Source organism: Scytonema sp. NUACC21 (genome assembly GCF_054684315.1).
In genome coordinates this window covers 101,153-122,702 of record NZ_BAAFZH010000080.1, presented here as the reverse complement: position 1 = coordinate 122,702, position 21,550 = coordinate 101,153, and the positions used below count along the sequence as shown (strand labels likewise).

The following is a 21,550-nucleotide window of genomic DNA, read 5'->3' as shown; positions in this document are numbered from 1 at the left end:
GATCTACGTCGTTACTCATATTACAGACAGTTGAATAGCACGTTTACGAGTTGTCAGTCAACGGAAAAAGTAGCACACCCGACTGAAGGCGTTGTCATTACCTCAGATTATCTATTATGCGTTAAGTATGTGTATTCTAGGTAGTCATATTTGGCAATTGCTCCGTAGTTTCAAGTATTGAACCAGAGCTTGGGCTCTAGTAGTATTTTCCCACTCCCGCAATATTGCAAGCATATGCCTATATAGAAGGAGCCACTACCTACACTTCCACGGATTACAGTGTTCATCAGGAAACTTGAACCGAATAAAACACGATAATCGATTTCAGCACAAAAGCTAAGATTTCAAGGAAGCCTCCTCCCTTGAAGACGGTAACATCGGTTCAAACACTAGGTGGTAATGCCACTGGGTATTACCTTCTCTGAAGAAAAATATATGACGGGAAGCTGCGAAGACAGGTAGTCTTGGAATAACTTGAGGTGATTCGGAGACAGCCACTCCTTTTTCGCATTAAGATAATATTAAGAATCTTCTTTACTTAGCTAGCTGCCATCATCAGGGTTTCCCTTGCCCGGAAGCGAGTTGAAAGGATCTACCTGTCTTGGGCAAACTGCCAGATTGACAGATGGCACTGCGCTACAGAAACTACCTTTCTGCTCAAAACTGCTTCTGACATTTTCGCAGTATGGGTAATTTCTTTTTAAGAAGATCGCAGAACTTAATTTCAGGGGATCATCCAAAGTTCAAAATTCCTTCCTTAGAATCAACAATTTTTGATAATTCTACCAATACCCCCGAGTCAGATATGTTAGGGAAGATACAAAATTATATTTTATAAACATCATTAAAACAAAGCCATACTTAAAATGATTCTACATTATATAGTGCTATGATATTTATCTTTTTTTAAAAAAATATTTCATTTTTGATTTGCATAAATGTTACTTTCAAACCTATATTACCTCAACTCTAAATTTTAACGTATAAAGATTATTAATTGCTCGAAGTCTATATATAGTAAGCATTTCGAGCATTACAATTTTGGCGAAAGTCCCAAAAAAAAGAAGGGGTGTGGGGTTTAACCCTGCGTTAATTTGCTAACAATGTTCCTAAGCATGAGAAAGTCTTATAAGTTTAAGTAAGACTTTTCTGTACTTTTTTACTTTCTTAAAGTACTAGAGTGACTTGGAAGGCTTGAGACGATTTCTGAGTTTTTCAAGACTGAGAGTACCTGCTCCGCAAGTCACTAATAATACTCCCAAAACTTGCTCAATTTGCAAGGTTTCCTGAATAATTAAAAGACCAAAGATGACGGTCATGGCTGGAACACTCGCACCGATAATGGCTGAACGTGATGCTCCAATCTTACGAACGCCAAAATTGTTTAATAAGTAACTGCAAAGTGTGAGTACGCCTAAGATAAAAGCACTCAATATAAGTTCGAGGAGGCTAGCAGAGTTGATTTGGAGGCTCCAATTCTCTGGTAAAGGCAGTAATAAACCCAGGAACGATAACACCAACATTGTGGCGAAGTTAATTAAGGTGAATGTTACTGGGTGTACTTTAGTAGCACATATGCGGGAGAAAATTATATAGAAAGCAAAAGCGATTCCTGAAGTGACTGCTGCAATGCTTCCTAATGAGGGGTTCCCCATACCAGTACTAACCGCGCCTCCTAAAACGAGCAATTCCCCTACACCAATAGTCGCGATCGCACCTGTACTGAATAAAGTCAACCGATCCCGGAACAAAACCCAGGAAAACAGAACGCTTAAAATTGGATACACAAAGAAAAGTGCGATCGCCATTCCTGTAGGTACCTGACCTATAGCAAGGTAGATAAGTAACTGCGACAGAAACAAACAGCACCCACTGACCACGGACAAAATGAATGCCCGTTTTGCAGTTGTATGACTCGAATTTCTGCGAACAGAATCAAACAAGTATTGCAGGTCATGCCATACTCGCGGATGCAGAATGGGAGCCAAAAGCATCATGAGTGGTACTACCACCAACATTCGCAGCATTAAAATCAACAGAGAACTTCCCAAATTTGGGAGTATCAGCCGTTGCGCTTCAAAAGCACCAAAAATTTGGGAGCCTGGGTTAAATATGATTTTAATCGCCACGTTGTATAGCGATGATGCCACTGTTGACAGCACAATTAGCAATATACCAACTGTTGGCAAGGACGAAATGCCAATTTGCCTAAAAAAGGTTTGCCTTGATGTTGCCTGTTGTTCTGGTGCTGATTCCACTATAAGCGGAGGCGATGCAGATGTCACGGGTTCTGGTGTAGGAGGTGACAACGCGGTTTCACTTGTAGGGTTTACACTGGTTGGAATAGGGCTTTCAGAGAAAGTTTCTTGTTGCGGGCTAACTTCTAAGAGCAACTTTGTAGGAGCTTCAACGTAGCCTTGTGGTTGTGGAGGAATTGTAGAATCAGAAAAAGGAGGTTGTTGAATAACAGTCGGATTATTTGGCGTTGCTGTTTGCAGTTCCCCGCGAAGCCGATTCACCAACTCTGCCAAAATCACTTCTCCCTGTTGCTGTTGATTGTGCATCCGGGATAATTGTTGCGAAAGTTGGCTTTGATAGTTTCTTAACTCCTGTTGCAGTGATGTAAAAGTGCTGATAAGTGCATCATCTAAGGAGTCAAGAAGTTGTGGGGTATTTGGATTGCTTTCGTTTGAATTCAAGGGAGTTGTTGTTTCGGTTGGCTGTTGGTTGACCCCTGTTTGAGAGCCAGTTTGCACGGCTTTGTTTGTCAGCGCTTCTAAAGAAGATTGCAGTTGCACAGATATGTGATTGGCCAAGACTTGTGATAATTGACGAATCAACGCTTGCTGTTCGGTTACTTGCTGCTCCTGTTGCAACTGTCCTTTGTCGTTTTGCAACTTTTGGATATCGCTCGTTAAACGATCTTTTTCTACTTGCAAACGCTTAACGTCTTCCTGTAACGATTTGAGTACATTGCGTTGGAGGAACTGCAACTCCTCAGTTAAAGCCCGCATGGCAGCTTCTGCTGCCCCGTACAGTTCTCCTTTTCCTCGCAAATTATCCGGTCGTCTCTCGAATCTCCCCATTATTTTCTATCCTTAATCCATATATAACCCATATATCAACAGCGATGGGCGATCGGTTACTAGCTATCAGTTATGACTGTTCGCCCATCTCTGTTCACTGAATTCAAGCTCCAAATTGTCTCAACTATTTTACTTATTGGCAAATTCAGTTATTATGTAGTTTATATAACAATTTGCCTTTCATTAAAGGTTTATGCTGTTCCCTAACTAAAACTGTTAAAGCCTTGCGCTCTCCTGAAGAACATTTTCGCGAACTAGAAACCCTCCTGCAAAAGCACGCCGAAGCTTTGGAGGCAGATATTCGTGCTTTACAGGCAGCTGATGAAACGGCAGAGTGGCCCAATGCCTGGAAGCAAATTTACAACTGGCGCTTTGCCAATGCCTTTGTCCGTCAGAAAGTCTTTCGTAATTGGGCAGCAGATGCTGCAGGGTGGAATCTGCTGCCAGAAAGACTATACCCCAATCGGGGCAATCAACAAGGTTAGCTGAGAACAATACCGTTTTTGGAGATGGAAGTAGATGAAGCGGTGGGGAATTCCGCCGAATTAGTTAAAATCCAAAATCCAAAATCCTGATGAGGCTGAAAATTCCAGCGCTGAGGGCTGCACTCACAGGAACAGTGATAAGCCATGCAGCAGCGATGCCTTGGAGTGTTTTGAATTGAACGGATTTGGCATCTTTCACCAGTCCAATCCCAACCACACCACCGACAAGAGCATGAGAAGTGGAGACGGGTAAACCTATTCGGGAGGCAAGTAAGATGGTGGTAGCAGTTGCCAGTTCAGCACAAAATCCACTACTAGGTTGCAGGGAAATAATACTTTCGCCAATAGTCGCAATCACCTTTTTACCCCAAACAGCTAAACCAGCCACAATGCCAGCACCACCAAGGACTAAAATCCATATGGGAATATCAATGCCGTTAAGGGGTACTGTGCCAGTACGATTGATGTAGGCAATGGCAGCTAAGGGTGCTATGGCATTCCCAACATCATTAGAACCATGAGCAAACGCTACAAAACAAGCACTTAATAGTTGAAATCGAGCAAATAAGTTTTCAACGGGATTTTGAAATCGGGGAGGGTAACTTTCCTCCCCAGCCCCATTTTCCCTCTCTCTTGCTCTTGTGTCTTCCAACTGTCGCCAACTGTACACAGTTAGCCCAACTGCTGCTAAACTACCACTGGCTATGGGAATATCCCGTGCAGGTATTTTTAATTCAAGTTGTGAAATCAAAAAATTCGCTATTGGTTGAGTGAGTGATGGTAAAACAATGACACCAAAGACCCCTAGCAAAATAGCACTCAACCACGGTATCCATTCTTTTAACTGTATCAATGGATTTGGTTGATCTAAAATCCAACGCTTAATTTGGCTGTAGAACAAAGCTGCGATTGTACCACTGATAACTGGGGTAATAATCCAGCCAATAGTGATTCGCCCAATGGATGACCAATCAATGGCATTTGTTCCTAAAGCCACCCAACTAAATCCGGCGATCGCACCTACAACCGCATGGGAAGATGATACAGGCAAACCCTGGGATGTAGCAATTTGCAACCATACACCACTCGATAGTAAAACTGCCAGCATACCAGTTGCTAACATCTGAGGTGCATTGATGAATAAAGCGGGATTGGCAATTTTTGTCGCCAAAGTTTCTGAGACTTCATGTCCGAACAGAACTGCACCTGTAAACTCTAATACTCCGGCAATTATCAGTGCCTGTTTTAGGGTAACAGCCTTGGAACCAACGGACGTTCCCATTGAATTGGCAACATCATTTGCTCCAAGATTCCAAGCAACGTAGACAGCAAGAATTGCAACTAGGACGATAAGCATATCGAATTGGTGAGTGGTTATTGGTGAGTGGTTGTTGGTGAGTGGGTATTGGTGAGTGGTTATTGATGAGTAGGTATTGGTGATTGGGAACAACCAACCACTAACTACTCACTACTAACCACTAACTACTAACTACTAACTACTAACCACTAACTCTTCCTACTTCCTAAAGTGATGACTCCGGGTAGATTAAGATTTTGTACGTTTCTGGGGTTGGGGCGATCGCTCGTTCCACTGCTGCTGATAAATCTTGTAATGGTATGCGATCGCTAATCAAGGCTTGGACGTCAATCCGCTTATTAAACACAATATCGGCTGCTAGACTTTGCAGGCGGTAAGATGAGCTATAGCTACCCATCAAATCAATTTCTCTTCTATAAAGAAGATTCGGATTAATAGGAATTTCTACCTCATCAGGGAACTCAGCGAAAAAGAGGATTTTGCCGCCTTTGCGGGTGCAGTCCAAAGATTGAAAGAAAGCCTTTTCACTGGGAACCGCAAGTAGAGTGACATCAACGCCCATGCCATCGGTAATCGCTTGAATTTTTGCTGGTAAATTAGCGTCACGAGCATCAAAAGCAGCTTCTGCTCCCACACTCAAAGCTTTTTCAATTCTAGATGGAAGCAAGTCGGTAGCGATCGCTTTTGCCCCGAAATACTTCACTAACATAATAAACATCAAGCCAATTGGGCCTGCACCAGTGATTAAAACCGTTTGACCGGGAGCGATTTGAGCTTTTTTCACTGCTTTGAGGCAGCAGTTAGTTGGCTCTACAAAACTTGCTTCTTCAAAACTTATATTATCGGGAATGGGAATCAGTCCGCCATTTTGTACAATATGACCGGGAACCTTGACATAATCAGCAAAACCGCCCCCACTGGGAGCAAACCCTGCTGTGGTGCAGATATTTTTGTAAGTATTGCACATGGAAAAGTTGTCATTTAGGCAGTAAGCGCAGCGCATACAGGGGATGTGGTGCATAACCGCCACCCGTTGCCCGACTTGCCAGCCCGTAACTTGAGAACCAACCGCTGCAATAGTGCCCGCTGTTTCGTGTCCAAAAATGCGTGGGGGTTCGTATAGAGGATAGCGAATTTTTTTGATATCAGATTGGCACAAACCGACAACTCGTACTTGTACCAGAACTTCATCCGGTTCCAGTGAGGGTACTGGGATTTCTTCGTAAGATAGCTGATTAACGCCTCTAAAGACCTGTGCTTTCACGTTGATTTTTCACCGCTCAACGATATTAGATTTAACACTCTTCGGTGGACTTTAAGCGATCTTGTTTGAATTTTCTGTCCTGTCCTTTGTGCTTATCTTGTCTGGATGTTAAGTCATATGGGGGAAAATATATCGGCAATGAAAGTGAGGTAGAGAAATGGTGATTGAGACGTATACAGCGGATGTGTTAGTAGTTGGAGGTGGCACCGGAGGAACCGCAGCGGCTATCCAAGCAGCGCGACGGGGAGCAAAAACTATTTTGGTCAGTGAATTTCCTTGGTTGGGGGGAATGCTTACTTCGGCTGGGGTATCAGCACCGGATGGCAATGAATTAGAAGCGTTCCACACAGGGTTGTGGGGTGATTTTTTACGAGAATTACACCATCGGCACCCACTTGGGCTGGATAACAGTTGGGTCAGCTTTTTTAGTTACGACCCTCGCATTGGGGCAGAGATTTTCGCAGATTGGGTGCAAGAGTTACCGAATTTGCTTTGGATTGCAGGTCAAGCCCCGTTGGAAGTTTTCCTACAAGGCAATTGCGTTTGTGGTGTTCGGTTCACAGATTTTACTGTCAAAGCGAAGGTAACTCTTGATGGGACAGAGTTGGGCGATTTGTTGGCTCTAGCTGATGTGCCTTACCGCTGGGGCTGGGAGTTGAGGTCTGAGTGGGGGGAACTTAGCGCTCCAGCGTCTTTTAATTCTCTCACAGAAAAATATCCGGTGCAAGCCCCTACCTGGGTTGCGGTCATGCAAGATTTTGGTACATCAATTGCCCCTGAAATTCCAGAGGCACCCCATAACGACCCATCACAATTTGCTGGTGCTTGGGATGACTATGGCGCAGAGAAATTTTTAAATTACGGACGTTTGCCCGGTGACCTGTTTATGATTAATTGGCCCGGGTGTGGCAATGATTATGGTTATAAGATAGGGCGGGCGATCGCCTCTGAGGAGATGCGACGCGAGTTTCTCCAAGAATGTCTTTGGCACAGCCAAAATTTTGCCCGTTTTATCCAAAATCAGCTTGGGCGTCGCTATGGTTTAGCTGAGGGTATATTCCCTTCACTCTCATTTTCCCCTTTCCCTACTCCTCCGGTTTCCCCCTCTTCTTTTGCCCTTCACCCTTATTATCGGGAAAGCCGTCGTTTGGTGGGATTAACAACCTTACGAGAACAAGATATTTTGCCGATTTCTGGAGGTAGAGTTGCACCGTTAAATGAGGATGCAATTGCTATTGGTAACTATGCCAACGATCATCATTATCCTGGTGTGAAATTTCAACTGCAACCCAAATCTATTCGTTGGGGAGGACGTTGGACGGGAACTCCTTTCACAATTCCCTATCGTTGTCTTATTCCTACAGAAACAGATGGTTTGTTGGTTTGTGAAAAAAATATTTCTGTTTCTCATATTGCAAATGGAGCTACTAGATTGCAACCTGTGGTGATGGGTATTGGTCAAGCAGCGGGTATGGCTGCTGCTTTGTGTGTGGAGTTGAATTTAAGCCCTCGACATTTACCTGTCAGAATTTTGCAAGAAGCACTACTCAACGATCGCTCCCCCGCAGCGCTCGTTCCTTTATTTAATTTGTTACCCAACTCTCCGGATTGGTTGCGTTGGCAACTGTATCATTTAGATGATCCAGAAACATATCCTTCCTGCGGGAATTGCCCTTACTTATCGCCTCCTCAGAACTATAACTGTTATGGCGGTACTGTAAGTTTGAAAAACATTAATTGTTTTACCGGGGTTTTTCACCGCATATCCGAGCAGGATTATCAATTCACCATCACTGAGCCAAGAGATCGTCAGGGGGAGACTTGGCAGATTGTGACATTGCGATCGCAAATTGACGAGCAGTTGCAAGCATCTTCTCACGGTCAACTGCTTAAAATTTGGGGTCGTTTTAACATTGCAGGACATTGGTTACTTGTTGAATATATTGACAGCTAACCAAGTATTTTTTTGCGGTAAAAAACAATACTATTCAACAAATTATCCGGATACACAAAAGAAAACTCAGTATCAGTGAAATGGAGAGTTCAAAAATAAACATTCACTATGCGTGCAGCTGTTTCACTTTTAATCGTGGGTTTTCTATGTGGCTCCTTTGCTATCAACAACCAAGCACCCAACATTTTCCTATCCAAATATGATTCACCACAATTGACTTTGGCGAAAACCAAGCAGCCAAAACCCGGAACTGGGAAGCCTGGTGGTCCCAAGAATCCTCCATATCGGGGTAGTGGACGTAGACTGTTGATGGAATATATTAGCACTACACAATCTGATGTCTAACAACTGCAAGTTCATGCCACTTCCTGGGGCGGCAGTGGTTCGTAGCAAGGGAATATAAGTACGGTAACCAGGGTGTTACATTAAATATCCGATACGCACCCTCCCATGCAAAAAACTTAACAGTTGAAATACAAGGCATTTAAGTAATAGTAGGGTATTCCATTAGTGATTCTGTATACGTAGCCAACAGTAAATCTTGCATTATATATCAAGTTAGTTGGCTGTCAGTATTGCAAGTATTGAAAGCTCCTCAAATAAGGATAGAAATCCCCATTGCAACTTTTTGGTTATATGGGAAGGTTGTCACCTAAACTATAAGTTGAGGTAAAAACATCCCCATAGGATTGTTAGTTCTGGTTTAAGAAATAGCTTGATAACCCTTTTCTACACATTTGGAGTTGACGCTATTTAGGTTGACCTTATTGAGATTTTTGAAAAAAAATAGGGTGGTTTACCACCCTAAGTCACAACAAGTAAAACGCAAACACTATAGTATCTTGCGATTATTTTCCATGCCTTTTAAACCAAGCAGCTTTAAGCCTATGAGTGAGAACTATGGTAGTTATGCAGCTTTACGAGCAATCAAATATTTGCTCATGAAGTGAACTTGCATATCAATACTCACAAAACCAGCTTTCTCCAAGCGCTCTACCAAATCATCAGTCATGTAATGCTTGTAGTAAGGTTCGTGGAAAGTTTCGTGGAAGCCTTCCATTAAAGTTTCCAGTTCTGGTGAATCGCTCATTTGAATAGAGTCACAGATTATGAAAACTCCACCTGGCTTTGTTACCCTAAAGCACTCTTCAATAACCCGTTGACGCACTGTCCCAGGTAACTCGTGGAAAAGAAAAACGGAGGTCACAGCATGGAAATAATTATCTACATAAGGTAACTCTTCGGCATTTGCCTGCAACAGTTGGGGCAATTCCCCTGGTATTTCAGACAAAAGCTCATTTGCTTTACGCAGATATGCTGGTGACAAATCTGTACCAAACAGAGATACCTGAGGTAAAGCGGCTCGAATCATCCTCAAAGTGCGAGCAGTACCGCAAGCTACATCTAAAACCCGTATTTGGCGTGGTGGGATGTCGCTGAAAACTTCTAGCCCCTTCTTCAAAGGAGCGAGAATACGACGTCGCATGGCATCTGCTGTACCGTTAAAAAGAATTTCCACCTGCAAATCATATAGATTGGCTGACAAATCGCTTAAGTAGCCATTTGTTTGGTGATGGAAATTCTGAACGTAGTAGCTGGGATAACCATTAATTTCCACCTCTGTGGAAAAATCTTGGTATTTCTTCTGTTTAGCTCGACCCCAAAGCTCAGGTAAATCAAGCCATACAAGAGGATAGTACCGGAAAACGTCTTCCCAAGGGTTATCGAACAACAAGCTCGTAGGGTACACACCTCTTTCTGCGTCTTGCCAATCCACTTCCTGCAGATTCTTCACCCTTTCTTGTATTTTCAGTAGAGCCTCAGGTGGTATGTTTCGAGATTGTGGTTCTCTAGGAAAGAGCATCTCCATGAGACGCGTACTTAGAATTTTGTGAGCAAGACCAAAATAACCTTTGCCTTGTTGAAAAGTTTCATAGGTCAGCTTAGTTAATGCGTCAGTCATGAGAGTTCCCTTTAATTATTTTTTAAAATATATCTTTACATATCTTAAGGATTTGTCACTATACAATTATTAATCTTAAGTAAGGTCTATTGCCTGCGGAGAGACAAAACTTGGGAAAGATGACATTGCTCTGTCTTTTCCATGTCTGACACACGCGTTCTGAAAAAAACTGTAGAAATACCTATTTGGTTTGTACATAGCTTGTCACAAATCAAGTTAACTAGTCACGGTTGTCCTTTGTCAGTTGTCATCTGTCTTTAGTCATACGTCAATTGTTGTTTACACGAGTTGAGTAGAATTTTGGCATTTCCCCACTTACGTGATTTTGTCTACGTGCTTTTTTGTTTATCTTGTGGAACCTTGTGGAACGGGCGTCCTCGCCCGTCCTGTATGAATGGTGTCCTGTATAAGTTGTGTCTTATATAAGCGGTGTCTTATATAAGCGGTGCCCTCTATGAGTGATGCCCTGTGTGAATGGTGGGCATTTTGTATGAAGTGCGGGCTAAAAGCGCGCACCACAAGAAATTTTGGGAGGTTTTTTTATTTGAAAGCGCCCCACAGGCGGCACACTACCCGTTATGAATGGAAGAAACACTTCCCTCCCTCACTCAGACACTCCCTCCCTCCAGAGTGTTTTTTAAGAGTCCCTGAGGGCGGAAAGGGAGTACTAGCAGTCTCATTTTCGGTTCCCATTATTAAGTTATATTAAAATTATTCATTCCGTAACTTAAGATACAGAATCTGTGTTATCTTAAAATTAATGAAATATGTCAGACAATATTGACATTAATAAATAAAAACCATTAAGGAGGATTTAGGTATGTCTACACAAGAAAAAGCACGTGCTCTAATGATGCGTCACTATCAGTTGATCAAGAATCGTCAACAATCCATGCTGGAGCGTGCAGGCGAAGAACTAGGTCTTCCTGGAGAAGTATCCCACTATTGGAACCCTACCCAAGGCAAAATTGACCCCAGTGCTCGCACGACCTACGATCGCAGCAATGCGTCTATGAGCTAGGGGTAAGAGATTGAGGGCTAAAAAAAGCCACCCATATTGGGTGGCTTAACTTATGTTCTTCCAATTAATGAATGATGAACCAGTAACCGATTATCATTGGTAACTGTTACACATCGTAATAAAGGGAAAATTCGTAGGGATGAGGACGTAACCGCATTGGGTTGACTTCGTTATCCAACTTGTAGGAGATCCAAGTGTTGATCAAGTCTTCAGTGAATACGCCAGGTTCAGTTAAGAACGCGTGGTCTTTCTCCAGTGCTTCCAAGGCGAGTTCAAGAGAACCTGGAGTTGAAGGAACTTTCGCCAATTCTTCAGGAGAAAGTTCGTAAATATTCCTATCCAAAGGTTGACCGGGGTCAATTTTGTTCTTGATACCATCTAGCCCAGCGCATAACATAGCAGCGAATGCCAGATATGGGTTGGAAGTCGCATCAGGACAGCGGAACTCCAAGCGCTTGGCTTTGGGATTGGTACCAGACAGAGGAATACGGATAGAAGCAGAACGGTTTCCTTGGGAGTAAGCCAAGTTAACTGGTGCTTCATAACCGGGAACCAAACGCTTGTAAGAGTTGGTTGTAGGATTGGTAATTGCTAGCAGTGCGGGTGCGTGCTTGAGAATACCCCCAATGTAGTGCAACGCCATTTCACTCAAGCCAGCATACTTGTCTCCAGCAAATAGCGGTTGACCATCCTTCCAAATGGATTGGTGGGTGTGCATACCAGATCCATTGTCTTGGAAGACTGGCTTGGGCATGAAGGTAACGGTTTTACCGTACTTCTTAGCAACGTTCTTGATGACGTACTTATAAGTCAACAACCAATCAGCTGCTTCAATCAACTTTCCGAAACGGAAACCCAATTCACACTGACCGCCAGTAGCAACTTCGTGGTGGTGTTTTTCAATAGGTACCCCACACTTTGCCATCGTCAGCAGCATTTCCGTCCGCATATCTTGCGAGGTATCCGTAGGAGCAACTGGGAAGTAACCCTCTTTTTAGCGGGGTTTGTAACCCAGGTTGGGTCCTTCCTCTTTGCCGGAATTCCAACGACCTTCAACGGAGTCTACGTAGTAGTAGCCTGAGTGTTGGTTTTGGTCAAAGCGGACATCATCAAAAATGAAAAATTCAGCTTCCGGACCAAAGAACGCTGTATCGCCAATACCAGTTTTAACAAGATAGTCAATTGCTTTCTGGGCGATAACGCGAGGACAACGGCTGTACCATTCACCCGTGCGAGGTTCCTTAATGCTGCAAATAATGCTTAGCGTTGGTTCTTGCATGAAAGGGTCGATCCAGGCAGTGTTTGGATCGAGTACCATAGATGGTCGCTTAACCGATGCCAAGGGTCGCACGGTAGACTTCAAGAATACTTTGCTGATTTTGACATCTAACATCGGTTCTAAGGTGATTGAGAAGAGCGGTAGCGGTTTCGGCTTCGACGTTGCTGAAGATGTATCTGAAGCACAGTACAACCGAATCAAGTCTTTGGTGAACGAAGAACTGAAACAATACTTCCGTCCAGAATTCCTCAACCGTCTGGATGAAATCATTGTCTTCCGTCAACTATCCAAAGAAGAGGTGTCGCAAATCTCCGACATCATGCTCAAGGAAGTCTTTGGTCGCCTTGGCGAAAAAGGCATCGCAATGGAAGTTACCCAACGCTTCAAAGACCGTCTCATCCAAGAAGGTTACAGCCCCAGCTACGGTGCAAGACCGTTACGTCGGGCTATTATGCGCCTGTTGGAAGACAGCCTTGCAGAAGAAATTCTCTCCGGTCGCATCAAGGAAGGCGATACAGCCATTGTTGATGTTGATGACAACGGTAATGTCACCGTTCGAGGCGAACAGCGTCGGGAATTGTTGACCCCCGTAGCTGATTCCTAAGTAGAAATACACAACTACACCTCCCACGCCCATGTGTGGGGTTATACCACCGAAGCCCGCCCACGCGGGCTTTTTTATTGAAATTAAAAACGTAGGTAGGGCTAAAGCCCACCAATTTTGATTCCTCAATTGATATAAAAATTTTTCTCTAAAATGAACTACTCTAGTTGTTATGTAATATAAACATTACAAAATTTATTTAGACTCACCGTGTCAGCCAAAGACATCTTCCACGATACAGTAAAAGCAGCCCTACAAAAGGATGGCTGGACAATTACTAACGACCCATTATACCTACGACTAGGTGATGACCAATTACGGATTGATTTAGGTGCTGAACGGCTGATTGTAGCAAACCGAGATAAAGAGCAAATTGCAGTAGAGGTTAAAAGTTTTCTTGCGCCTTCAGTAATATCAGAGTTTCATACAGCTTTAGGGCAATTTCTCAATTATCGAGCAGTTTTACAGTTGCAACAGCCACAGCGAAAGTTATATTTGGCAGTACCAGCAGATATTTATCGAGTTTTTTTCCGTCGAGATTTACCTCAACTAAGCATCCAAACCTATCAACTTAAGCTAATTGTATTTGACCAACTTGCTGAGGTGATTGTGCAATGGATAAATTAAATCACTACCGTCAACTTATTCGCCAGATACTTAACGAATATTCTCAAATGAAACCAAGCGCTACTAATGGAGAGATTGAAGTTTATACTTTCTGCGATCTCGAAGGCGACCATTACCAGATTTTCCATGCTGGTTGGGATGGTTTTCAACGAATATTTGGAGCATTAATTCATATGGACATTATAGGAGAAAAAATTTGGGTTCAGTATGATGGTACTGAGATAGGAGTTGCCAATGATTTAGTATCATTGGGTGTACCTAAAGAAGATATTGTTTTGGCTTATCATTCACCATATATGAGGCAATTTGATGGTTTTGCTGTTGGGTAAGTAGCAAAAAAATTGCCCTAATTAAAATAGGCGAACGGGTTTTTCATTAAGCTGTTTAGCGATGTTTCTAACTCTTTCTACGACAGAAATAATGTACTGGTAATCCGGTACTGATGCATTGGGAATGTAACCTGCATCTTGGGTGAGATTGCTTGAGGCAGCATTCATAATTTTATGAATTTGCTCTTGGCGATTGCGCTCTACAGTAGGTGAAATCAAAACCACGCCAAGTGGAACATTATGAGGGTCAGTATATAACACGCGGAATTGTGTCTGGTTTAATTGCGGGCTATAGAGATAGAATTCTGCCAACGAAAGAGCACCTGCAGAAGCCTTGCCTTGAGAAACCAATTCTAGAACAGTTTTGGGTGTAGGAGCAAAAAGTATTTCCGCTAGGGTTATGCCGTAAAGGTTGTAAATAGGAAAATAATATCCTGTCGCTGAGCCTACTTGACCTAAAGCGACTGTTTGCCCCTCTAACTGTTTCAACTCTTGGATGGGGCTGTCGTTACGAACAACTAAGATAGAACGTAAATGATTTAAACCTTGTAGGGGGAACAGGGGAAGGTATTGGTAGTCAGCAATTGCGATCGCGGCTATTCCTGGAGGAGCAAACACCAATGACCAAGCTTGGTTCTGAATACGCTCAAGAGCTTTCTTTTCATTAAAAGCAGGTTCTAGCTCAATCCGCATCCCTGTTTTTTCTGCTAAATATTTATTAAAATTGGCATATCGATTGATAATCTGTTGTCCTTCATCATAGCTAATTAAGCCGATGAGCAAATGACCGTCTAAACTTGGTTTTTGTCGGCATGCATTAGCTATCATATAAAGTAGTTGTACCATAAAAAACCGACGTGAAAACCTTAAGTACATAACTAGTTTTAGTTATCGGAATAAATGAGCTAAGAGGTTGTTTATAAAGGAAATCTCAAATTGCTGAATGTGTTGTATAGGTTGGATTTCGTTATTCAAACTAACATTGAATTGAATTGTTGGGTTTCGTTATTCAAACCAACATTGAATTGAATTGTTGGGTTTCGTTATTCAAACCAACATTGAATTGAATTGTTAGGTTGAGGAACGAAACCCAACCTACTAAGGTGACTTTTCGTAAAATAGGCTAATATCTAGCTAAGACTAGATTTAAACAGAATTACCTTGGAAAAAAGTTAATATTATTTACAATATTTAACATAATTGCCAAGTATTTACAGCATTTTTTAGGTAAAGGACGTACATGGGTAAAGGCGAAACGCCTTCCACCCTTACAACTGTTTCCGCAAAAAGTTGATTTAAAGTAATGTTTTTAACTAACTATTTTACAAATATCAAAATCGGTACTAAGTTTAATTGGTTTTTGGTGACTGTTTTTATAATTGGCATTTCATTAAGTGGTGCTGCTCTATCAAAAGTACTTGAGCAGAGAGCCGAACATGAAGTGACATTTCAAGCCCAGATCCTGATGGCAACGATAAACTCAGTGAGAAACTATACACAAGAACGTGTAAATCCACTGTTATTACCCAGATTGGAAACCGAATCAGCATTTATTCCAGAAGCCATACCAACCTTTTCCGTGAGAGAAGTGTTTGAGGATTTGCGTAAAAATGAAGAGTACAAAAATTTCTTTTTTAAAGATGCAGCACCAAATCCAACGAATTTACGGGATAAAGCTGACTACTTTGAAACCGAGCTTGTAAACTATTTTCGCACGCATCCAGACATTAAAGAACGTTCTGGTTTCCGCGACCTTCCCGAAGGCTCAGTATTTTACATTGCCAAACCATTTACTATTAAAGAACAAAAATGTCTACAATGCCATTCAACGCCAGAAATAGCTCCAAAAAGTTTACTAACTACTTATGGAGCCAACAATGGTTTTGGATGGAAACTTAATGACATTGTTGCTGTCCAAATTGTTTCTCTTCCTGCTGAAGAAGTTTTTGCTAGTGCTCGTCGCTCTTTTTCTTTAGTAATGGGGATTTTAATCGTTATCTTTACGATAGTTATTCTTTTAATTAATTTTTTGTTGAGGAAAACCGTACTTGAGCGAATCAAAAAAATAGCTAAGACTGCTCAAAAAGTTAGTACTGGGGATATGGATGCTAGTTTTGAAGAAAAATCTAACGATGAAATTGGTGCTCTAGCAACAGCATTCAGTCGGATGAAGTCTAGTTTGGAAATATCAATGAAGTTTCTTAACAAGCATAAAAAGTAATGCTTTTTCAGTACTTGTTATTTTAGTATAACAAGTACTGAAAAATCAAAGTAATTAGGTCGGTACGAATATTAATTTACTGATATCTTGCACGCCCGGAAGTGGGAGGTCTGGTGGATAATGCCCTGCTATAGCTCGTAGTTAGGCACTAATTTCTAGTAAAATATAGCGATAATTGGAGATAGATAAGCATACACTTGTGGAAAAAATTCCAGACGAAGCCTTAGTGGTTCGAGGAGGTCGCAATCGTCCAGAAGATATTAAACGTGCAACCGGAACCCACCCCAGTGGTATAACAGGAATTTCGGTTGAGTGTGCAGTAGAATTGTCAGTAGCACAGTTGGCAGTAAGCATTCCTCATGGACAGGTTGGAGTAACAACGGTGGGTGAAATTCGATCTCTAGGTGGAGATGTAGTTAGAACATCCGGCAGAAGTCCAAATCATGCCACCTTGACTGGTCTAACTCCAGAACAAATTAGCAGTGTCCTTACGCCCACAATTACTAATCCAGCAAGGCAAAAGTCATAATCGGAGGAATTACATGAGCAACCCCAAAGTTTTTGCAGATTTTCATAATGCTGATGTCCAAGGTCGGTTACGTCTAAACTGCATTGGCACTATTGAAGACTTGGCTAGCCAAAGTATTGAGTTGCAAGACGGTCAGTTACTCACGTTGTACAGCGAAGATTTGGAAGTAGATGGAGTCGTGAAATATTCTAATGAGGAAAGTATGTGGGTTGCTGTTATAGACTGGAATCAAATCAGGCAAGTGGAAGAGTTGGCAATTCAGACAAAGAGCTAAAGACTTTTTGAATGTTGAGAAGGAAACTAGAGAAACGAGTTTACCTATTCAATAGCAAGGCGTCGTTGAAATTCATCAGCCTTTTGTGGATCGGGAATTTCTGCTGCCAAGGCTTTCACCAATTCCTGTGGGGAAATTTGCGGACAAGATTCCAGAGTGTCTTGCACAATAAAAGCAGCTATTGGACCAATTAAATCAGTTAGCTCTTGCTGGCATAGCTGGACAAAGCTTTCGGTAACAACTGGGTTTTTGCCGTTCAATAAACTAGGTGGCGTTGGTGAAGGTTTTGCAGTTTCTTCTTGTAAAAGGAAGGTAACTTTTTTTTTGAACTCAAACCGTTTTTGGGGAGGCAGAAAAAGCAGCACATTCTCTACTAATTCCTTTGCGCTATGCACTTGTTCCCCCAATTGCTCTAAAAAAACAGGAGCTATAGGACCAATAAATTCCATAAGAATGACTTCTAGGCGTTCATAATCTTCTGGTGAAAGAATCCACCGGGTAGAAGTTTCTGTTCTAGATATAACAGGGTTTCTCAATTCAGAATTTTCTGATTTTTCCACCTGGGAAAAGGATTGTGGCGGCAAAAATTCAATTTTCTTGAGCCTTTGTAGTGTTATGTGCAACATAATTTGCTCTATCCTGCGTAGGATTTCTTTTGGATTTTGAGGTCTCATCGCTAAAGAAGGAGACATCAATTCATCAATAAAATCTGCTAGAGCCTCAGAGATGTGCGGTGCTTTGTCATGCCAAATCAATTCACCTGTTTGTAGGTCTCTATCCAAGGTGGTGGGATGCTGACCTGTTAGTAAATGGACTAGGGTACGTCCTAAAGAAAAAAAATCAGATTGAGGAATTGCTCTCCCTTCAAATTGTTCTGGAGCTGTATAGCCATGTGAGTAAACAACCGTAACTGTCTTACCATTCATGACTGTTTCCGTAATTTCCCTGGCTGTGCCAAAGTCAATTAATACAAGTTGTCCATTGGGCTTTTGTATAATATTAGACGGTTTTATATCCCGATGAAATAACCCATTTTGATGCAGATACAGCAGAATTTCTGCAATTTGTCTGAGCCAATCAATGGCTAGGTCTTGAGATATGGGTTCGCTGTCACTTTCATACAACAACTGCTCTAAATTATGCCCCCTAACTCTCTCCATAACCAAGCAATGCAATTCCCGACCATTGCTGGAGACAAAAGTGAAGAATTCATTGGGTTCTGCTTTTGGAATTCCCGGATGTCTTAAATGAGTTAATATATAAGCTTCTTGTTGAAAGAGTTCAATTAATTTAAGTCTGTTTTTTTTTAAAGACTTTAGAACCTTTATTTTCCCTCGATCGCTTACCTCAAAAATTTCAGTAGAATGTTCTGGTGATAATTGACGCAGAGGTTTGATTAATTGGTAGTAATTATTAATAAGCAACTCAGTACCGCAGGCTTGACAATATTGCAAGTCATCAGGGTTTTGACGCTTTGAGCAGTTGGGATTGATGCAATAGCTCATTTAAATTGACATCTAGCGGTAAATGATACTTGGTAACATATTTCATTACCACAGGCTGTAACGTGAAAAGAACTTCATTTTCATCTTTGTATTCATTTTTAGTTGTTTCAATTAACGAGCGATTTAATAAAGATTCCAAAACATTTATTAAGTCTGATTTTGATAATGATGATGGCAATTTATTTTGTAATTCTATAAATGAAACGGGTTGACGTTTTAATGCAATCCAACACATCACTTGATTTTCTAATTTAGACAAGCGTTCAAACTGTTCTTCTAAAACATCGTAAAACTTGCCAAGAACTAATGTTTGATACTGAATATATTCAGACACGCTGCCGTTAAATAACTCTTGAATTGTTGAAGAAATAAGTTTTAAGGCTAAGGGATTGCCTCTATACCTTTTAATCAATACTTCCCATGTATTCTCACCTGACAAACCTTTTGACATTAAGATTTTTCGTGCTTCTACCTCCTGTAAACCATTTACTTGTAAAGTACGAACAAGTGACGTTTGTGCTTGCAATAAGGCAATTTCTCCTGGATTTTCTTGACCAATTAACACCAAGCAACTCTGATGGCGCTCCTCTCCTATACGTCTAAAGAGTTCACCATAATCCTTGTATGCTTCTCGATAATATCCAGCGAAGTTACCGCTACTTAAAATCGCCTCCACGTTGTCTAAAATCAATAAACAGCGGTGGGCACGTAAATAGTCTAGCAGTATTGATATCTTATCGCCTACATCTTCTGGTAAATAACTCTCCTTAGAAGGGTTTTGCAAAGACAACAATTGAAACAAATTAGCCAATAGTTGATTCACAGATGGTCCATTACGGAGAGATCGCCAAATAAAATGCTCAAACTCGTTCTTAATTTGTTCTACACACTTTACCGCCAGAGCAGTTTTGCCAATTCCCGCCATCCCTGGTAGTGCTACCAAACGACAACGGTCTTTGACAATCCATTGTTCTAGCGTACTTAGTTCCTGAGTACGTCCGTAGAAAGCAGAAACTTCAGGTGCTTCGCCCCAATCTTCGCTTTTCAAGTTATCAACAATTTCTTGCCAATCAACTCCAAGAGCATGACAAATATCTATAAAAAATTGTGCTTGGATATTCTTTTTTTGCCAAAAACGCTTCAAAGTTGCTACCGAAACTTTTGCAGCATCAGCCCAAGCAATAGATTGACGATCCCAACCCTTCCTAATTCTTGCTCGCTCAACTATTTTCAGCCCTTCGGTAGAGGCTTTTAGTGAATTTGTCATCTTTGCCCTTTGGGGTGCATCTTAACCTTTACACCAAACACGTTTAACTACAAACTAAAACCGCAGTATTTCGGATTGAGATGCTTCGGTTATTTTGCAGCATTCTTTCTATATTTTGACACAACGGTAAAGGGAGTGAGCCGATAACTGAGCCAGCGCTACGCTGCCATTGATTGTAATAATAATTTACATATAAAGCATGGCGTAATTTCTCTTACAACCTTAAAACTGGAAGTGCATTATAAACAACTGAAAAATCATGCTCTCTTTTCTTGAAAAAAATGCCCTTCAATTTTTGACGTAAATCATAAATTTTTATATATAAAAAACCGACTGATTGTATGTCAATAGCAGTCGGCAACTAGCTTTCTTTTTTAGGAGGAGGAAGCAAAATAATACAAGTATTTTAGAACCTTGTTTTGAAATTTCTGTAACTTCGATGACTTTATTGAATCATTTTTCTCTTCTAAAGAAATTTTTTTTGAACTTATATGTTTGATATTTTTTGCTTATATTATAAGTGTTGCCAGACACTATACCAGTAGATTTACGGGGAAGTAACAGTAGTAAAAACTTTGCTTGCTTCTAAAGCTACTTTTAGCGTCACAATAGTCAAGGTATTTGTCTAATATCTTCATCCAACTCTATGACCCATCAGGAAAGTGATGCAAAAGAAACTCCACCGTCATCGCGAGTATGGCGCGGTTTGCAGGAAAATGTCACTCTGGTTGCAATAGCCTTATGTTTGGCAATCCTCATCCGAACCTTTGTTGCAGAACCTCGCTACATTCCCTCAGATTCCATGTTGCCCACCTTGCATAGGGGCGATCGCTTGGTGGTGGAAAAGATTTCTTACCTTTTTCACCTCCCAGAATTTCGTGATATCGTAGTCTTTCAGCCACCAGAAGAATTACAGCGTCGCGGGTATCCTAAAGACCAAGCTTTTATTAAACGTATCATTGGCAGACCGGAAGAGGTCGTGAGCATTGCTGGTGGCAAAGTCTATCTCAACGGTAAACCTTTACAAGAAGACTATATTGCTGAACCACCAGACCTACCAATGGAAAAACGGCAAGTTCCTGCAAATGAATTTTTTGTTATGGGAGATAATCGTAACGATAGTAACGATTCCCGTTATTGGGGTTTCTTGCCTAAAAAAAATATCATAGGTCGGGCAGTATTTCGCTTTTGGCCCCTTGACCGAATCGGGTTGATCTAAAATTGGATAGTGGTTATTAGTTAGTGGTTTTACTCTCTGCTAACTACTAACTACCAACTACTAACTAAACCTTAAATAGTACATCAGCTGGGCGATCGCATCACCGGCTAGATTCAGCCTTTGCTGGAAATCAGCCAAATTGCGGTAAGGTCCAGATGATAAGCGATTTTGTACAACTGCTTGCGCGAGAGATAAATCAATAAAAGGTACTTTCGCTAGAATCTCAACTGTTGCTGTGTTAGGGTTAACCATTTCACACCCAAGAGCTAGAGCTTCCCCGTCATAATAACTAAAATTCAAAATAGGCTTAAGCGGTTCAAGTCTCTGTACTGATAAACAAAGAGCTGCTGCAATATCTTCGATACAATAAAATTTCACTCCAGCACGAGAAAGTTCCACAAGCGATCGCGCTTGGTGAATGGATAAACCAGGTAGACGCAACCAATCATCTACAATTGCTTGATTGGCATCAATACGAATACCTAGGGACGCTGCGATCGCAATTTCTTCTCCTGATTGCAGTCGGTAGTAAGGGTCATTCATTAATTTTGAACGCAGTTTTTGCAGCCTGGGATTCCAAGATAACCAGTTTTCCATAAGTTTTT

The 21,550-nt window shown here is 41.5% G+C and carries 18 protein-coding genes and 2 pseudogenes; 11 read left to right on the top strand and 9 right to left on the bottom strand.

All coding sequences use genetic code 11. The annotated features are described in order from the left end of the window. Positions 1 to 1,175: 1,175 nt before the first annotated feature. The gene (locus tag ACYRY3_RS18270) at positions 1,176 to 3,086 is read right to left on the bottom strand and encodes an EamA family transporter (protein ID WP_460203028.1); all 1,911 of its coding nucleotides are present in this window, start codon (positions 3,084 to 3,086) and stop codon (positions 1,176 to 1,178) included. A gap of 224 nt (positions 3,087 to 3,310) precedes the next feature. Here ACYRY3_RS18270 and ACYRY3_RS18265 point away from each other — a divergent pair, with 224 nt between their 5' ends. Next, positions 3,311 to 3,571 (top strand): hypothetical protein, encoded by a 261-nt coding sequence (locus tag ACYRY3_RS18265; protein ID WP_460203027.1) that lies wholly within the window; start codon positions 3,311 to 3,313, stop codon positions 3,569 to 3,571. Positions 3,572 to 3,635: 64 nt separating this feature from the next. Here ACYRY3_RS18265 and ACYRY3_RS18260 read toward each other — a convergent pair whose 3' ends face one another. Together ACYRY3_RS18260 and ACYRY3_RS18255 are read right to left on the bottom strand one after the other, a co-directional pair. Beyond that, entirely contained in the window at positions 3,636 to 4,928 is a 1,293-nt protein-coding gene (locus ACYRY3_RS18260; protein WP_460203026.1) for an inorganic phosphate transporter, read from the bottom strand. A 166-nt stretch (positions 4,929 to 5,094) separates the two neighbouring features. Next, positions 5,095 to 6,153 (bottom strand): zinc-dependent dehydrogenase, encoded by a 1,059-nt coding sequence (locus ACYRY3_RS18255; RefSeq protein ID WP_460203025.1) that lies wholly within the window; start codon positions 6,151 to 6,153, stop codon positions 5,095 to 5,097. A gap of 157 nt (positions 6,154 to 6,310) precedes the next feature. Here ACYRY3_RS18255 and ACYRY3_RS18250 point away from each other — a divergent pair, with 157 nt between their 5' ends. Further along, on the top strand, positions 6,311 to 8,107 hold the full coding sequence (locus ACYRY3_RS18250) for an FAD-dependent oxidoreductase (RefSeq protein ID WP_460203024.1): 1,797 nt from the start codon (positions 6,311 to 6,313) through the stop codon (positions 8,105 to 8,107). 108 nt (positions 8,108 to 8,215) lie between these two features. Further along, positions 8,216 to 8,452, top strand: a complete 237-nt coding sequence (patX, locus tag ACYRY3_RS18245) for a heterocyst-inhibiting protein PatX (protein ID WP_460203023.1) — start codon at positions 8,216 to 8,218, stop codon at positions 8,450 to 8,452. A gap of 562 nt (positions 8,453 to 9,014) precedes the next feature. Here patX and ACYRY3_RS18240 read toward each other — a convergent pair. Continuing rightward, positions 9,015 to 10,070, bottom strand: a complete 1,056-nt coding sequence (locus ACYRY3_RS18240) for a class I SAM-dependent methyltransferase (RefSeq protein WP_460203022.1) — start codon at positions 10,068 to 10,070, stop codon at positions 9,015 to 9,017. 820 nt (positions 10,071 to 10,890) lie between these two features. On the opposite strand from ACYRY3_RS18240, the gene gifA reads away from it, so the two are divergent. Next, positions 10,891 to 11,091: a glutamine synthetase inactivation factor IF7A gene (gene gifA, locus ACYRY3_RS18235; RefSeq protein WP_460203021.1), complete on the top strand. Its 201-nt coding sequence runs from the start codon at positions 10,891 to 10,893 to the stop codon at positions 11,089 to 11,091. A 106-nt stretch (positions 11,092 to 11,197) separates the two neighbouring features. Here the strand turns inward: gifA and glnA are convergent. After that, positions 11,198 to 12,412: pseudogene (glnA, locus tag ACYRY3_RS18230) on the bottom strand (type I glutamate--ammonia ligase); the annotation flags it as partial. On the opposite strand from glnA, the pseudogene ACYRY3_RS18225 reads away from it, so the two are divergent. The 3 genes and pseudogenes from ACYRY3_RS18225 to ACYRY3_RS18215 form a co-directional block, all read left to right on the top strand. Then, positions 12,411 to 12,974, top strand: a pseudogene (locus tag ACYRY3_RS18225) (AAA family ATPase); the annotation flags it as partial. The pseudogenes glnA and ACYRY3_RS18225 overlap by 2 nt on opposite strands. Positions 12,975 to 13,184: 210 nt before the next feature. Continuing rightward, entirely contained in the window at positions 13,185 to 13,601 is a 417-nt protein-coding gene (locus ACYRY3_RS18220; RefSeq protein ID WP_460203020.1) for a XisH family protein, read from the top strand. Next, positions 13,589 to 13,930: an element excision factor XisI family protein gene (locus ACYRY3_RS18215; RefSeq protein ID WP_460203019.1), complete on the top strand. Its 342-nt coding sequence runs from the start codon at positions 13,589 to 13,591 to the stop codon at positions 13,928 to 13,930. The genes ACYRY3_RS18220 and ACYRY3_RS18215 overlap by 13 nt, the downstream gene beginning before the upstream one ends. 21 nt (positions 13,931 to 13,951) lie before the next feature. On the opposite strand, the gene ACYRY3_RS18210 is transcribed toward ACYRY3_RS18215, so the two are convergent. Continuing rightward, on the bottom strand, positions 13,952 to 14,806 hold the full coding sequence (locus tag ACYRY3_RS18210) for a phosphate/phosphite/phosphonate ABC transporter substrate-binding protein (RefSeq protein WP_460203018.1): 855 nt from the start codon (positions 14,804 to 14,806) through the stop codon (positions 13,952 to 13,954). 427 nt (positions 14,807 to 15,233) lie between these two features. Between ACYRY3_RS18210 and ACYRY3_RS18205 the strand changes: the two genes are divergently transcribed. From ACYRY3_RS18205 to ACYRY3_RS18195, 3 genes are all read left to right on the top strand, one after another. Beyond that, entirely contained in the window at positions 15,234 to 16,151 is a 918-nt protein-coding gene (locus ACYRY3_RS18205) for a Tll0287-like domain-containing protein (protein ID WP_460203017.1), read from the top strand. 199 nt (positions 16,152 to 16,350) lie between these two features. Then, entirely contained in the window at positions 16,351 to 16,680 is a 330-nt protein-coding gene (locus ACYRY3_RS18200) for a flavoredoxin (RefSeq protein ID WP_460203016.1), read from the top strand. 13 nt (positions 16,681 to 16,693) lie between these two features. Continuing rightward, on the top strand, positions 16,694 to 16,954 hold the full coding sequence (locus tag ACYRY3_RS18195) for a hypothetical protein (RefSeq protein WP_460203015.1): 261 nt from the start codon (positions 16,694 to 16,696) through the stop codon (positions 16,952 to 16,954). A 44-nt stretch (positions 16,955 to 16,998) separates the two neighbouring features. On the opposite strand, the gene ACYRY3_RS18190 is transcribed toward ACYRY3_RS18195, so the two are convergent. Together ACYRY3_RS18190 and ACYRY3_RS18185 are read right to left on the bottom strand one after the other, a co-directional pair. Further along, complete coding sequence (locus ACYRY3_RS18190) at positions 16,999 to 18,459, bottom strand: protein kinase domain-containing protein (RefSeq protein WP_460203014.1); 1,461 nt, start codon at positions 18,457 to 18,459, stop codon at positions 16,999 to 17,001. Then, a complete protein-coding gene (locus ACYRY3_RS18185) occupies positions 18,413 to 19,726 on the bottom strand; it encodes an NB-ARC domain-containing protein (RefSeq protein WP_460203013.1) in 1,314 nt (437 codons plus the stop codon). Before ACYRY3_RS18185 ends, ACYRY3_RS18190 begins: the two co-directional genes overlap by 47 nt. Positions 19,727 to 20,372: 646 nt before the next feature. Between ACYRY3_RS18185 and lepB the strand changes: the two genes are divergently transcribed. Next, the gene (gene lepB / locus ACYRY3_RS18180; RefSeq protein WP_460203012.1) at positions 20,373 to 20,945 is read left to right on the top strand and encodes a signal peptidase I; all 573 of its coding nucleotides are present in this window, start codon (positions 20,373 to 20,375) and stop codon (positions 20,943 to 20,945) included. 60 nt (positions 20,946 to 21,005) lie between these two features. Here lepB and ACYRY3_RS18175 read toward each other — a convergent pair whose 3' ends face one another. Next, a complete protein-coding gene (locus ACYRY3_RS18175; protein ID WP_460203011.1) occupies positions 21,006 to 21,542 on the bottom strand; it encodes a helix-hairpin-helix domain-containing protein in 537 nt (178 codons plus the stop codon). Positions 21,543 to 21,550: the final 8 nt, after the last annotated feature.